At 63.5% G+C, this 14,440-nt stretch carries 14 protein-coding genes; 7 read left to right on the top strand and 7 right to left on the bottom strand.

What is annotated here, in order from left to right; all coding sequences use genetic code 11:
* Positions 1–355 precede the first annotated feature (355 nt).
* Positions 356–1,534 (top strand): autotransporter outer membrane beta-barrel domain-containing protein, encoded by a 1,179-nt coding sequence (locus IVA78_RS34030; protein ID WP_247469474.1) that lies wholly within the window; start codon positions 356–358, stop codon positions 1,532–1,534.
* Between the two features lie 8 nt (positions 1,535–1,542).
* Here the strand turns inward: IVA78_RS34030 and IVA78_RS34035 are convergent, their stop codons facing one another.
* On the bottom strand, positions 1,543–2,583 hold the full coding sequence (locus IVA78_RS34035; RefSeq protein ID WP_247281584.1) for a LysR family transcriptional regulator: 1,041 nt from the start codon (positions 2,581–2,583) through the stop codon (positions 1,543–1,545).
* A gap of 77 nt (positions 2,584–2,660) precedes the next feature.
* Between IVA78_RS34035 and IVA78_RS34040 the strand changes: the two genes are divergently transcribed.
* From IVA78_RS34040 to IVA78_RS34055, 5 genes are all read left to right on the top strand, one after another.
* Positions 2,661–3,266: a hypothetical protein gene (locus IVA78_RS34040; RefSeq protein ID WP_247281583.1), complete on the top strand. Its 606-nt coding sequence runs from the start codon at positions 2,661–2,663 to the stop codon at positions 3,264–3,266.
* Entirely contained in the window at positions 3,253–3,873 is a 621-nt protein-coding gene (locus IVA78_RS34045) for a GNAT family N-acetyltransferase (protein ID WP_247281582.1), read from the top strand. The genes IVA78_RS34040 and IVA78_RS34045 overlap by 14 nt, the downstream gene beginning before the upstream one ends.
* A 25-nt stretch (positions 3,874–3,898) precedes the next feature.
* A complete protein-coding gene (locus IVA78_RS34050; RefSeq protein ID WP_247281581.1) occupies positions 3,899–4,462 on the top strand; it encodes an isochorismatase family protein in 564 nt (187 codons plus the stop codon).
* Positions 4,463–4,533: 71 nt separating this feature from the next.
* Positions 4,534–4,662, top strand: a complete 129-nt coding sequence (locus tag IVA78_RS34460) for a hypothetical protein (protein WP_256464847.1) — start codon at positions 4,534–4,536, stop codon at positions 4,660–4,662.
* 165 nt (positions 4,663–4,827) lie between these two features.
* Positions 4,828–6,210: an aspartate aminotransferase family protein gene (locus IVA78_RS34055; protein ID WP_247281580.1), complete on the top strand. Its 1,383-nt coding sequence runs from the start codon at positions 4,828–4,830 to the stop codon at positions 6,208–6,210.
* Positions 6,211–6,381: 171 nt separating this feature from the next.
* On the opposite strand, the gene rnd is transcribed toward IVA78_RS34055, so the two are convergent.
* The 5 genes from rnd to IVA78_RS34080 form a co-directional block, all read right to left on the bottom strand.
* Positions 6,382–7,530 carry a ribonuclease D gene (gene rnd / locus IVA78_RS34060; protein ID WP_247281579.1) on the bottom strand — a complete coding sequence of 383 codons (1,149 nt, stop codon included), beginning with the start codon at positions 7,528–7,530 and terminating at the stop codon, positions 6,382–6,384.
* A 416-nt stretch (positions 7,531–7,946) separates the two neighbouring features.
* A complete protein-coding gene (locus IVA78_RS34065; RefSeq protein ID WP_247469476.1) occupies positions 7,947–9,281 on the bottom strand; it encodes an ABC transporter substrate-binding protein in 1,335 nt (444 codons plus the stop codon).
* Between the two features lie 11 nt (positions 9,282–9,292).
* Positions 9,293–10,162 carry a carbohydrate ABC transporter permease gene (locus IVA78_RS34070; RefSeq protein WP_247281577.1) on the bottom strand — a complete coding sequence of 290 codons (870 nt, stop codon included), beginning with the start codon at positions 10,160–10,162 and terminating at the stop codon, positions 9,293–9,295.
* A complete protein-coding gene (locus IVA78_RS34075) occupies positions 10,159–11,109 on the bottom strand; it encodes a sugar ABC transporter permease (RefSeq protein ID WP_247281576.1) in 951 nt (316 codons plus the stop codon). The genes IVA78_RS34070 and IVA78_RS34075 overlap by 4 nt, the downstream gene beginning before the upstream one ends.
* 1 nt (position 11,110) lies before the next feature.
* The gene (locus IVA78_RS34080; RefSeq protein WP_247281575.1) at positions 11,111–11,959 is read right to left on the bottom strand and encodes a phosphodiesterase; all 849 of its coding nucleotides are present in this window, start codon (positions 11,957–11,959) and stop codon (positions 11,111–11,113) included.
* A gap of 191 nt (positions 11,960–12,150) precedes the next feature.
* On the opposite strand from IVA78_RS34080, the gene IVA78_RS34705 reads away from it, so the two are divergent.
* A complete protein-coding gene (locus IVA78_RS34705) occupies positions 12,151–12,450 on the top strand; it encodes a hypothetical protein (RefSeq protein WP_346015594.1) in 300 nt (99 codons plus the stop codon).
* A 429-nt stretch (positions 12,451–12,879) separates the two neighbouring features.
* Here the strand turns inward: IVA78_RS34705 and IVA78_RS34090 are convergent, their stop codons facing one another.
* On the bottom strand, positions 12,880–14,352 hold the full coding sequence (locus tag IVA78_RS34090) for a protein adenylyltransferase SelO (RefSeq protein WP_247449320.1): 1,473 nt from the start codon (positions 14,350–14,352) through the stop codon (positions 12,880–12,882).
* Between the last annotated feature and the right edge of the window lie 88 nt (positions 14,353–14,440).

A 14,440-nucleotide genomic window follows, 5' to 3' on the forward strand; every position in this document is an offset into this window, starting at 1 on the left:
TAGATAGCAAAAAGACGCGGCCGGTTTTTCGCGTGCCACGCCACAAACGGCCTTCCGAAAGTCTGTCGAGTCTTGAGTCTCAATGTCGCGAAACGCACAGCCAGCGGCCAATTCCGTTGTGGCCAATATTGCAACATGAAAACCGTGCGTTAGCAAGCAGAGCACGAATTTCAAAATCGCCCCGGATGTGCCCGGGCCCAATTTCGACCTGTGGCCGGGGAACCACAATCAGGAGCAATCCCCCTTATCTGGAGGCGTCCCGTGGTTGACCCTCCGTAACAGTTCGGCGCAAATCAGCTCATGGGCGCTCATGTTGCATTTTTGCGCGCCGCCATTTGCTTCGGGTTTTGTCGTCATGCGCTGCACTGCGCAGCCACCAGGGACACGGCAGACGATCGGGCTGAACCGCGTCCGCCGGGTCGCGGCAGCGATCGCCACGACCTTCACCCTTATGGCGTTTGCGCTCATCGTGACGATGTCGGCGGCTACGGCCGTCCTCGCGCAAAGTCCCACGCCGACGCCGACCCCGACCCCGACACCCACGCCGTCGCCGACCCCGGTCCCGATGCCGACCTCGGCCAATTATGACCAGTCGGCCGGCAACAGCACGCTCAATCTCGGCTCAGGTTTCCTGGAGCGCCTCGGCAACCAGGCATCGAGCGGCTTTAACCGGGCGTTGCGGACCAATCCCGGCGGTGGCGGCGCATCGGCGAGCACCGAAGATCCGCGCTACCGCACCTGGTTCGAGGGCTATGGCATCTCGGTCCGCACCGATGCGCAAGGCGACTTCGTCGGCGACAAGCGCAAGACTTTTGGCGGCGTCGCCGGCATCGGCGCACGGCTCGCGCCGGGTGTCAGTATCGGCTTTTCGGTCGACCAGAGTCACACCGACATCGACGTGCCCTTGGCGCTCCAGTCCGCGACACTCGACCTCACCCAAATCGGCTTCAATGGCTCCGTCGACAAGGGGCCATGGACCTGGGCCTTTGCGGTGGTGCACGGCTTTGGCAAGGTCCGTTCCAGCCGTAATACCGGCCTTGGGCTTGCGCGGGCGGGCTACAGCGCCGCGGTCGACGGCGCGCTGACCGAGATCAGCTATTACTGGACCAAGGACCAGATGCGCATCGTGCCGAAGGGCGCGGTCGAATACGTGCGCGGTACCAGCGCGGCGTTCCAGGAGGTCGGCGGCCTTGATCCGCTCAACGTCGGCGCAACAGCGCTGTCGCGTGCGCGCATCATGATCGGGGCCGAGATCGGCCGCTATTTCGTCATCGACCAGAAGATCCTAGACCTGTCCGCCTACGGCAAGTTCGTCGACAATTTCCACCAGGACCTCGGATCGATCCAGGTCAGCCTGGGCACCCAGAGCATCGTCGTCCCCGGCATCGGCGAGAGTCGCTACGGCATGGATGCCGGCGCCTCGGCCTCGCTCAGCCTGACCAGCGTCGCGCGGCTCTACGTCAATTACGACGGCAAGCTCCGCAACGAGCTCACGTCGCACCAGGGCACGGTCGGCTTCGAATACAAATGGTGAGCTGAAGTCTATGCGGGTGTTGCCGCAACGTAGCCGGTCAGCCCAAATCCGTCGCGCGCGGCCGTCATCATCGGCACCAGCGCGTTCGGATGGATGAACTCGTCGCGGAAGCAGGGATAGGTCCTGGGATCGAAGATCTTCTTCAGCCAGTCGACCACAATCTTGTGCCGCTCGGAGGTGCGGAACTCCTTGTGATAGGTGAGCCAGAGATCGGCGTGGTGGCTGACGCCGAGATCGACGGCAACGAGCGGCGCACCAAGCGCGATCGAAACCGTCGGCAGGAAGCCGATGCCGGCGCCGCGTTCGACGGCATAGAGCGCGCCGACCGAGGAGTTGATCTTGATGCCGACGATGCCCTCCAGCGACGTCAGCCCGAGCACGCGGGCATAAGCGCCGTCGTCGACTTGCGGCGCGCTCTGCTTGATGATGCGGTGGTTGTTGAGTTCGGCGAGCGTTGCCGGGACGCCGTAAAGGCTCTCGTACTCCTTGGAGACGAACGGATAGATGTGCAGCCGGCCCAGCTTGGCCACGATCAGATCCGGATTGGTGGGTGGCTCGAGCTGGATCGCGATGTCGGATTCCAAGCGAGCGACGTCGGCCTGCTCCATCGCACAGCGCAGATCGACGGTGATCTTGCGATAAGTCTTCTGGAAATCGATCAGCCGCGGCAAAATCCAGAAATTGCCGGGCCCCTCCGTCACCGCGACGCGCACGGTGCCGGCAGTGTCGTTCGACGAACGCGAGGCGCGACGGAAGACGTTGAAGGCGTGACGCTCCATATGCGCGACGTCGGCGATCATCGCGGTGCCTTCATCGCTGAGCGTGAGCCCGCTCTGGTCGCGCAGGAACAGCTTGCAGCCGATGCTCTCTTCGAGCCGGTCGATCCTGCGCATCAAGGTGGTGGAGGTGAGCCCGAGCTCTTCGGCTGCATTGCGAAAACTTTTATATTTTGCGCACGCTAAAAACAGCTTCAAATCGTCCCAGGACGCACCCAGGGCTTCTTCACGGTGCTGCATCATCGCAGCACCCCGGTGCAATAACTGCTGCATACTGTTGGTCCCCAACCGCTAAGCTCGTCCTCATAGCGGGGTACGAAAGCGGCAAACGATAGAGAGGCGATATCGGTATGGAAAGGGGCTCGTTTGACGCACGGCATGATTTCGATGCGCTGCCGCTGAGCCCGGACGTCGATGTCCGTTGTGCGCAATCTTCCGAAATCGCGGCGCTTTCGGAGATGGCGCATCGGCTGGTGCCGGGTGTGCGGATCGAGGCGGCGGAGCTTTCGAAATATCTCACGTTCGATCCTCAGAGCATCCTGACTTTCAGCCGGAAGGGACTTCTGCTCGGCGGCATGGCCTTCCTGTTCCTCAATGATCGCGGGCACGATGCGCTGCTGCTCGACGAGATCTGCCTGACTGCGCCGGAGACGCGCCATCTCGCTTCAGCGAAGGACGACGTTGCGGCCATCTACATCTGGGCGATCGCGGCGACGGGGCGCGGCATCGCCGGTCTCGGCAAGGCCGCGGCTCATCTGCGACAGCTAAGGTTTCGCGGCGCCGATTGCTATGCGCAGCCGTCAACCGTGGCCGGACGCGATATCATGAGGGCGACCGGCTTTGCGCCCGTTCCGAGCTTCCAACCCGACCTCTGGTGCTACGAGCGCCCCTGGCATCGCCGGCCGATGCCGGGTGCAATCATCCAAGCAAGGAGTTTTGCAGATGCACGGTACTAGAATTCCTTTCGCCAAGCCCGACTCCCGCGCCGTTACCATTCGCCTTGCGCGCGATCCCAGCGATCTCATGCTGGTCACCGCGATCCGTTCCGCGGTCTATCTCGCCGAGCAGAATTGTCCGTTCGAGGAGGAGTTCGACGGCAACGACATGGTCGCCGCGCATTTCATCGGCTTCGTCGGTAACGAGCCCGCGGGCTGCCTGCGCGTGCGCTTCTTCGGCGACTTCGCCAAGGTGGAGCGCCTTGCGGTGCGTCACCAGTACCGGCGCTCGCGCGTCTCGTTCAAGCTGGTGCAGGCGAGTGTCGACTATGTGAAGCGCAAGGGCTTCCGCAAGATTTACGGCCAGGCGCAGGACCGCCTGGTGGATTTCTGGGCCCATTTCGGCGCCAAGCCGCTCGGCCACAATCGCAAGATCACTTTCTCCGATTTCTCCTACACCGAGATGCTGCTTGAGATCGAGCCCGGCCCGGACGCCATCACGCTGGACAGCGATCCCTATGTGATCATCCGGCCCGAAGGCGATTGGGACCGGCCGGGCGTGCTCGACGCCTCGGCGGGGCGGGCGGTGACCTCGCCACTGCGGCACCTCGCGGCCGCCGATCACTGAGCTAGGTGCAACTGCGCGCAAGACAATGCCGGTTTCCATCCACGATGATCCTCCGATCCTGGTCTGCGCGGACCTGCAGGTCGAATATCTGACCCCTGGGCGCCGCCACGTCATCCTCGGCGGCGATGCCGCCACCGCACGCTGCCTGGAACTGCTGACGCTGTGGCGCAGCAATCTCTGGCCGGTGATGCATTTGAAGCGCATCGCGCAGGCGGCCTGGTTCAATCCGGCATCCAGGCTGACCGATTGGATCGCGGAGGCGAAGCCGCGTCCGGGAGAAATGACGTTCGAGCATCCGCTGCCCTCGGCCTACAGCTCGTCGCGGTTTGTGGACTATATGTCCAATATCCACAATGTGCGCTGCGTGTTGGCCGGCTTTTCCCTGGACGAGACCATCCTGGCCACCGCCGTGGACGGGTTTCACCGCAGCCATCGTTACGAGGTGATCACTGACGCCGTGGCCTGCCGGCAGCCGGGCACGGGCGATGCCGCCGCCTACAAGCGTGCAGTAGTGAATGTCATCGGGAATTTTGCTACGATCCATTCCAGCGCCGAACTGATCAGAACCAGCGGCGCCGTTGCGGTGTAGGCGGCCGCGATCGGCGGGGTGGGGTTGAGACATTGTCCCGGGGAGAACACCTCAAGGAGCTGGCAAGCGATTTGTCGCGTGCCGTCGAAACGGCGCGCCGCGTCGGCTTGCCCACGACGGTCTATCTGCTCTCGATGGCGCTCGTCGAGGTGAGGGAGGCCGCCGCCGCTGAAGACGGGGATGACGACGACGCGGCCTAAAAAGCCGTCCAATCCCGATATGCGGCTTTGTGCAACGCTGCTGAGCGCTTGCTGCCGACGAATTGGCGTTGCAAGCTTTGTCTCATCGAAATAGCCAAGTAACTTGATCATCAAGTGATGACGCTGGCTGTGCCGGCGGTGTCACGACTTTAGGGATCCCTGCAAATGTCCATGCTGCCGAATTCGCAAGAGGCCCGGGATGTGGCCTACCAGCTCCATCCCTACACCAACGCGCGCACCCATCAGCAGGCCGGTCCTCTCGTGATCGAGCGCGGCGAGGGTCCCTACGTGTTCGATGCCGCGGGCAAGCGCTATTTCGAGGCGATGGCCGGCCTGTGGAGCGTCGGGCTGGGCTTCAATGAGAAGCGTCTGGTCGACGCCGCGCACAAGCAGATGCAGGCGCTGCCGTTCTATCACACCTTCTCGGCCAAATCGCACGGGCCCTCGATCGATCTCGCCGAGAAGCTGGTCGCGCTCGCGCCGGTGCCGATGAGCAAGGTGTTCTTCACCAATTCCGGCTCGGAAGCCAATGACACGGTGCTGAAGCTGATTGCCTACCGCTCCAACGCGCTGGGCCAGCCGCAGCGGAAGAAGGTGATCAGCCGCCTGCGCGCCTATCACGGCGTCACTATCGCCTCGGCCAGCCTCACGGGCCTGCCCAACAATCACCGCTCGTTCGACCTGCCGCTGCCGAACATCCTGCACACGGGCTCGCCACATTTCTACAAGGACGGCGCACCCGGCGAGAGCGAGGAGGCGTTCGCGACGCGCCGGGCCGAGGAACTGGACGCGCTGATCCAGAAGGAGGGCCCGGATACGATCGCGGCTTTCTTCGGCGAGCCGGTGATGGGTGCGGGCGGCGTCATCGTTCCGCCGGCGACCTATTGGGACAAGATCCAGAAGGTCTTGAAGAAGTACGACATCCTGCTGGTCGCCGACGAGGTGATCTGCGGATTTGGCCGCACCGGCAAGATGTTCGGCTGCGAGACCTACGGCATCAAGCCGGATGCGATCGTGGTGTCCAAGCAGATCACTTCGAGCTATTTCCCGCTGTCGGCGATCCTGCTGAACGACCGCATGTTCGAGCCAATCGCCGACGAGAGCAACAAGATCGGCGTGCTCGGCCACGGCTTCACCGCCGGCGGTCATCCCGTCGGCTCGGCGATTGCGCTTGAGAATTTGAAGATCATCGAGGAGCGCGGCCTGGTCGCGCATGCTGCCGAACTCGGCGGCTACATGCAGGGCAAGCTGCGCGAGCTCGCCAGTGGTCCGCTGGTCGGCGAGGTCCGCGGCGTCGGCATGATTGCTGCCCTCGAGCTCGTGCTCGACAAGGGGCGCAAGACCGCAGCCGCTACGCCGGGCGCCGTCGGCGGCATCGCCAGCCGCATGCTGCAGGAGCGCGGCGTTATCTCCCGCAACATGCTCGATGCTATCGCCATCTGCCCGCCGCTGATCGCCACCAGGGCGCAGATCGACGAACTGATCGCGGCGATCTCGGGTGTGCTGGAGGACATGAAGGGGGAAGTTGCGAAGCTGACACCGGCGTAAAATCTCTCCTCATTATTGCGAGGAGCGAAGCGACGAAGCAATCTAGCCTGCCTCCAACGAAAGATTCTGGATTGCTTCGCGGAGCCTGTCATCGGGCCGCGCTTCGCGCGGACCCGTTGGCTCGCACTGACGACGCGGCTGGCAGAGCGCCAGCCACAGGCCTTCGCGGGCCTACGCCCGCTGCACCCCGATCACGCGGCCTTTTTCGATTGCGAGCGCCAGCTCGCCCCGCTTCAGTTTCAGCGCGGCATCGCCGAACAGCTCGCGGCGCCAGCCACGCAAAGCCGGCACGTCGGCCTCGTCACTGGCTGCGATCTCTTCGAGATCGTCGACGGTGGCGATCACCTTGCTGGCGACGGCATGGCGCTCGGCGGTCATGCGCAGCAGCACCTTCAACAATTCGACGATGGCCGCTCCATTGGAATTGTTGCGCGGCTTCTCCAGCTTCGGCAGCGTCGAGAAATCCCGCGCCAGTCCGCGCTCGACGGCCGCGACGATGTCCGCGCCCCATTTGGATTTCTCAAACCCCTTCGGCACCGAGCGCAGATGGGCGAGCTTCTCAAGCGTAGTCGGCGCATGCGTTGCGATGTCGCTGACCGCTTCATCGCGCAGCACGCGGCCGCGCGGCACGTCGCGGCTCTGCGCCTCCTGCTCGCGCCAGGCCGCCACCTCCATCAGCACCGCGAGGTCCTTCGGCTTGCGCACCCGGGTCTTCAGCCGCTCCCAGGCGCGCTCGGGGTGGAAGTCGTAGGTTCTGGGCGAGGTCAAAACCTCCATCTCGATGGAGACCCATTCGCTGCGGCGGCGCTTCTTCAGGTCGGCATCGAGCGCCGCGAACACGTCGCGCAAGTGGGTGACGTCGGAGACCGCGTAATGCATCTGCTCCTTGGAGAGCGGCCGGCGTGACCAGTCGGTGAAGCGATGGGTCTTGTCCGGGCGGTGCCCGGTAACCTTCTCGACCAGTTGGTCGTACGCAATGCTGTCGCCATAGCCGAGCACCATGGCCGCGACCTGGGTGTCGAACACCGGGTGGGGAATGATGCCGGCCTGGTGCCAGATGATCTCGATGTCCTGGCGAGCGGCGTGGAAGACCTTCAGCACGGCCTCGTTGCCCATCAGCTCGAAGAACGGCTTGAGGTCGATGCCCTCGGCCAGGGCGTCGATGACGACAGCTTCCTCGGCGCTCGCCATCTGCACCACGCACAACAGCGGGTAATAGGTGGTTTCGCGCAGGAACTCGGTATCGACGGTGATGACGGGGTGCTTGGCCAGCCGGCTGCAGGCAGCCGCAAGGTCAGCGGTGGTGGTAATCAAATCCATGAACGGCCCATGACGAGACCATCAGCCGTTCTGCCGAAAGTGCAGTGATGTCAAGGGGCTCGATGCGAATTCGAGCCTTGCATTTGGGCCGGAATCGCCTTTTCCGACAAAAATCCTATTCGTAGCGGACCCGTTGCGAGGATTTCCGGACGCATGGCAGTGCCACCACAAGCACGCACATGCCGACCAGAGCCAGTCCCAGGAACTCGAATACCAACAGGTCCACGGTGAAAACCCCTCAGAAACATTGCTAAACTTGTCCGGGACGAATTGAGGGTCTGTTAATTCTCGTGGTTACCGGCCGCGGGGCGGGCCGGATGGTGGACAAGGCGTTAACGGGCGGGGCCCGTCGAAACGCATTCGGCGCCCCCGCATGACGGCGCGCCGAAGCTTGTTCGCGCGATGAGTTGCCGGCCTTACGGCAGTTTCAGCGACGTCTCAGCGTTGTACGGCTTGAGCGTCTCGTCGGCGGCTTTCTGAGCGGCGGTGAGGGCGTCCTTCGGCTGCTTCTTGCCGTTGAGGACCAGCATCACCTCGTCCTCGAGGTTCTTGCGCACCGGCACGGTCTTGTAGGTGGCAAACCACGGCTTTGCGACGTCGAGCTGTTCGACGGCGGTCTTGGCGTCCGGGTTCTTGTTCAGGAAGTCGACCATGTCGGGCGTCTTGTAGGCAGCCATATTGGGCGCGAAATAGCCGGTGGCGCGGCTCCACCAACCGCTCTTCTCGGGCGAGGTCATCCACTTGATCAGCGTCCAGGCGGCCTTCTGCTTGTCGGCTTCGAGCCCTGGCGGAATGATCAGCGATGCGCCGCCGATCGGCACGGCATTGCGGACGTTGCGAGGAATGAAGGCGACCTTGTAGCTGAACTTGGCGTTGTCGCGCACATAGGTCAGCGACCCCGTCGAGAGCATCATCATCGCGGCATTGCCGGAAATGAAGGAGGTGCTGACGGCCGGGCCGGGCGTCGCGCCGGGCGCATGCACCTTGTGCTTAAAGATGAGGTCGTTCCACCAGGTGAGCGCACCGAGCATCGAAGGCGTGTCGTAATAGACTTCGCCGCCAAACTCCTCGTTGTAGTAGCGCCCGCCGTTGGACATCGTGAGCGTTTCCATCATCCAGCCGCAATAATCATAGGCGCATGGAATGGCGATGCCCCAGCGCATGACCTTGTCACCCTCGCGCTTGGTGAGCTTCTTGGCCCATTCGGTAAGCTCGGCCCAGGTCTGCGGCGGCTTGTTCGGATCGAGGCCGGCCTCCTTGGCCTGATCGGCATTGATGTAGAGCAGCGGCGTCGAGTTGTGGAAGGGCACGCCGTAGACCGAGCGGTTGATCACCGCGTTGCCCTGCAGCGCCGGGAAGAACTGGCCCAAGAACTTTTCCTTGGTGGTGCCGTCGGCGGCGATCAGGGGGTCGAGATTGGTAAGCTCGTTCTCGATCTGCATGTCGAGCAGGAAGTTGGCCGACATGATCACGGCTGACGGCGGCTTGCCGGCCTTGATCGCCGCGCGCGTCTTGATCAGCGTGTCGTCGTAGGAACCGGTGTAGACCGCGGTCGCCTTGACCTCGGGGTGGGTCTCATTGAACTCCTTCATCAAGGTCCCCATGTCGCGGGCGAGCTTGCCGTCGACCGGGACGGGGAAGAACAAATCGATCTCGGTCGGGCCTTCGCCGGCAAGGGCTGGAAAGGCGAGGGCGCCAGCCAATGTGCCTGCAATGGCAAGGCCGAGCATGAGCCTGCGGGGGAACAGCATCGGAAAATCTCCTATTTGATGCCTGAGGTGACGAAAGAGCTGATGAAGCGCTTCTGGAAGATCAGGAAGGTCACGAACAGCGGTGCGATCACCATCAGCGTTCCCGCGGCGATGGTGCCCCAGGCCTGCGTGCCCTCGGCCGTCTTGGTGAAGACGGAGAGCCCGACCGTGAGCGGCCGCTTGTCCGGCGAGTTGATCACCATCAGCGGCCACAGGAAGTCGTTCCAGTGGCTGGTCACGGAGATGATGGCGAAGGCTGAGAAGCTCGGCAGCGACAGCGGCACGTAGATGTGGCGGATGCGCTGGAATAGGCCGGCGCCGTCGATCAGGGCGGCATCCTCCAGCTCGCTTGGAATGGCCTCGAAGGCTTGCCGCATCAGGAAGGTGCCGAAGGCAGAGGCAAAGAAAGGCATCATCACGCCAGTGAGCGTGTCGTAGAGGCCGAGCTGCGCGATCAGGCTTAAATTGGGCACGATCAGCAGCACCGGCACCAGCATCAGCTGCATCAGGAACAGGTAGAAGATCAGCGTCTTGCCGGCGAAGGCGAGGCGGGCAAAAGCAAAGCCCGCCAGCGTGATCGTGACGAACTGCACCAGCAGGATCCCGGTGCAGATGATTGTGGTGTTGAGGGTGTAGCGCGGGAAGTCGCCGATCTCCCAGGCATCCCTGACGTTGTCGAGCGTCGGCTTCAGGCTCGGCATCAGCTCGGCCATGAGGTTGATGCCATCGGAGGCCGGGCGCAGGGTCGCCACGCCCATCCAGACGAACGGGATCAGCCAGACCAGTGCGAGCAGCACGGTCAGTACGAAACCGAGCTTTGGCGTGATCTCGCGACGGGTGGCGAGCGGAGCATCCCTGAACAGACGGCCGATCAAATTCATGGGCCGCTCTCGCGGTCCGCCAGCGTCCGGAACGAAAGCGCGGTGAGGCCCATCAACGCTGCCAGCGTCAGCAGCGTCGCCGCCGACGCCTTGCCGACGTCATAATGCTCGACGGCCTGCTGATAGATGTAGAACAGCACGAGATTGGTCGAGTTGGACGGGCCACCCTGGGTCAGGACGAAGACGTGGTCGACTTGCGTCACCGCATTCAGCGTCGCGATCACGGTGACGAACAGGAAGGTGGGCTTGAGCTCCGGCAGGATGATGTAGCGCAGGCGCTGGAACGGACCGGCGCCGTCGAGATGGGCGGCCTCCATGACGTCCTCCGGCACCGCCTGCAGGCCCGCGAGGAAGAACAGCATGTGATAGCCGGCGTTCTTCCAGATCGTGATCACCATGATCGCTGATAGCGCGATGTCGGGATCGCCCAGCCAGTTCGGCAGCACCGGAAGTAGCCGGCCGATGTAAGAATCGAGCAGGCCGACATTGGGCAGGAAGATGAACAGGAACAGCGCGGAGGCTGCGACCATCGGGATCAGCACCGGCAGGAATAGCGCGGCGCGGAGCGCGCTGGTCACTGCGCTGGTGCGCGAGAGCGCGAGTGCAAACAAGAGCGCGAGGCCGATGCTCGGGATCGCTGTGCCGACTGCGTAAATGAGATTGTTGACGACCGCGCCGGTGAAGGCGGGGTCGGCAAGCACCGCGCTGACATTGTCGAGGCCGATGAAGCGCACGGGCGCTTTCGGCGTCGTGCGCTGATAGAGCGCATCGATAAGCACGCGGCCCATCGCGCCATAGGTGAACAGCGCCAGGAAGACCAGCGAGGGGAGCAGCAGCAGATAGGCCGGCAGCGACGCCGTGAAGCCGGCGGTGAAGCGTTTCAGGACATGCAGACGCGGTGCCGCCGAGGTCGCGCGCGGGAGAGCCGCGGGTTCAGCGAGGCTCATCTCACCGGGCCAGGAAGTTGAGCGCATAGTCGCGGTCACCGATTCCCGCTGGCGCGGCGAAAGGGAAGCGTGGGCTTTGGTCGAGGAAGTCGTGGCTGTGCACGACCAGGTTCTCATCGTCGATCAGCACCACGCCGTAGGCCGGCGGCTCGTGGCTCGCCAAATGCGGCGCGTTGGCATTCAGCTCGAACCAGACCTGGTGGTTGGTGCCGCGCAGCGTGGAGAAGGGAGTCTTGCCGTAGCTGCCGAAGATCGGCCGGTGCACATGGCCGAAGAAGAGGTGGCGGATGCGCGAACGGTAAGGCGCGATCACCTCGGCGAATTCGGCGCTCTGCTTCAGCGCGATCTCGTCCATTGCGAGTACGCCGACCGGGAAGGGCGGATGATGCATGAACACCACGAACGGCATGTCGGCCGGCGCGGCGGCCAGCGTGCTTGCGAGCCAGCCGAGGCGCTTGCCGCACATCTCGCCGGCATGGCTGGTCTCGTCCAGCGTGTCCAGGAAGACGAACAGGCCGTGCTCGGTCGTCCGCGTGCCCTGCACGAAGCCGTTCTGATCGCGCGGCGCGGACCGAAGGCGGTCGAGGCAAGCGTCGCGGCGGTCGTGATTGCCGACCATGGCAACGTACGGGATTTTCAGCGCAGCCATGGCGTCGGCGAAATTGGCGTAGGACTCCGGCTCGCCCCAATGGGTGAGGTCGCCGGTCACCACAGCAAACGCAGCGTCCGACTGATGCTTGTTGATGTCGACAATCGCGGCATCCAGCCGGGCGCGCGGGTCGAGGCCATAGAGCTTTTGCCCCGGATTCGCGAGATGCGTGTCAGTGAGATGGATGAATTTGAAGGACATGGCGCGCTGTGTCGGGACTGTTGGAGGATGGACGCCTCCGGCAAGACGGCCCTGACAGGCGGTTAGAGCGCCAGTGTTTCAGTTTGATGACAGCGGTTCCCGCGTCCACAAGTGGCGACGTGGTAGGGTGGATTAGCCGAAGGTGTAATCCACCACTGTGAGCCAACTTCAAGTTGTGCTATCGATGATCCATGTCCAACTATCGCCGCATTCGTCTCGGGAGGATGCTGGTTCTTCGCGGTGAACCTGCTCGATCGGCGGAAGGCTCTTCTGATAGACAAGATCAACATCTTACTCTGATAGACAAGATCAACATCTTACGCGGCGCCGTGGCAGCAACGCGCCAAAGCCATCCATTCGAGATCGACGCGTTTGTGGTCCGCCGGATCATCTGCACGCGATCTGGAAGCTTCCGCCGGGGGCGACGCCAATTTCTCGGCGCGCTGGCGGTTGATCAAGACACGTTTTGCCAAGGCACTCCCTGCGAATGAGCCGCTGAGCGCTTTTCGTGCCGCTCGGAACGAGCGCGGCATCTGGCAACGCCGGTACCGGAGCATCTCATCCGTGACGAGACCGACTACGCGCGTCATGTCGAGTATTGCTATTACAATCCCATCAAGCACGGTCATGTCTCGAAGGTGTGCGACTGGCCGTACTCGTCGCTTCACCGTGATGTCCGCGCCGGTTTGTTTCCAGAGGATTGGGGCGGCGACGTCAAGATCGCGGGCGAGTTCGGCGAGCGGGCGTGATGCTCGCGGCAGCGGCAGCCGGTAGGATGGATTAGCGAAGCGTAATCCACCAATCTACTTTCCGCTGGTTGAGAGAAGAGGTGGATTACGCCTCCGGCTAATCCACCCTACCCAGCTACGTCAGGCGAGTTCAGCTCCACGAACAATCTTTGTCCGGATGATCAGGGGGAGTTAGGTGCCACAAAAAGTCTGCAGCACCCGCTGGTCCGGCAGCGGCGGATCGGCATAAGCCGCATACTCCGGCTGGTCCTCGTAGGGCTTGGCCAGCACCTTCACCAATTCTTCGAACGGGGCGTAATCGTCGTTGTTGACGGCGGCCTGGATCACGGCTTCGACGCGGTGGTTGCGCGGGATGAACATCGGGTTCACGGCGTGCATGGCGGCTTGCCGCTCGGCCGCGCTCTGCGGCTCGAGCGCGATGCGCTCGCGCCAGCGTCCGGCCCATTCGTCAAACGCCGCGGGCTCCATGAACTGCGCGCGCACGTCTGCGCCTCCGTCGCCTGCGGCATCGCAGAGCTTGCGGAAGGTGAGGGTGAAGTCCGCCTGGTTCTTCGCCATGGCATCGAGCAGGTCCTGGATCAGCGCCTCGTCGCCGTCGCGCTCCGTGAACAGGCCGATCTTCCTGCGCAGGCCGGCCTGATAGGCCGCACTGAACGTCTCGGCGAAGGCGCCGAGAATGTCCTGGGCTTCGGCGACCGCCTTTTCCTGCTCGTCTGAGAACAGCGGCAGCAGGCATTCGGCGAGCCGGGTCAGATTCCACAAGCCAATGCGCGGCTGGTTGGCGTAGGCGTAGCGGCCCATCTCGTCGATCGAGGAAAACACCTGCGCGGGATTGTAGGCATCCATGAAGGCGCAGGGGCCGTAGTCGATGGTCTCGCCGGAAATGGACGTGTTGTCGGTGTTCATCACGCCATGGATGAAGCCGACCAGGAGCCAGCGCGCGATGAGCTCAGCCTGCCGCGCAACGACGGCTGCGAGCAGCGCGTGATGGGGCCGCTCCGCTTGAAGCAAATCCGGGTAATGACGGGTGATGACGTGGTCGGCGAGCCGGCGGATGGCCTCGGTGTCGCGGCGGACGGCAAAGAACTGGAAGGTGCCGACGCGGATATGGCTGGAGGCGACGCGCGTCAGCACCGCGCCGGGCAGGGCGGTCTCGCGGATTACATGCTCGCCGGTGACGACCGCGGCGAGCGAGCGCGTGGTCGGAATGCCGAGCGCGAACATCGCCTCGCTGACGATGTATTCGCGCAAGACCGGCCCGAGCGCGGCACGGCCGTCGCCGCGGCGGGAGAACGGGGTTGGGCCGCTTCCCTTGAGCTGGATGTCGCGGCGGATGCCGTCTTTGTCGATGACCTCGCCGAGCAGGATAGCGCGGCCGTCGCCGAGCTGGGGCACGAAATGCCCGAACTGGTGGCCGGCATAGGCCATAGCGATGGGATCGGCGCCCACGGGAACCGTCTTGCCGGCCAGGATTTCGGCGCCTTCCGGGGTCTCCAGCATATCAGGGTCGAGCCCGAGCTGGACCGCCAGCGGCCGGTTCAGCTTGATCAGCCGGGGCGCCGCCACGGGGGTCGGCGCGACGCGGGCGAAGAAGCTGTCCGGCAGCGCTGCATAGGAGTTCTGGAAGGGGAAATGAACCGTCATGAGCTCAAGATAGGGTTGGAACGCCTGATGGCAAAGGTTGGACCCCAGATAAGCCAAAAATGGGCGCATCTGGTCCGAATCAGGCCGT

It is taken from the genome of Bradyrhizobium sp. 137 (assembly GCF_023074095.1).
Lineage (GTDB): Bacteria > Pseudomonadota > Alphaproteobacteria > Rhizobiales > Xanthobacteraceae > Bradyrhizobium.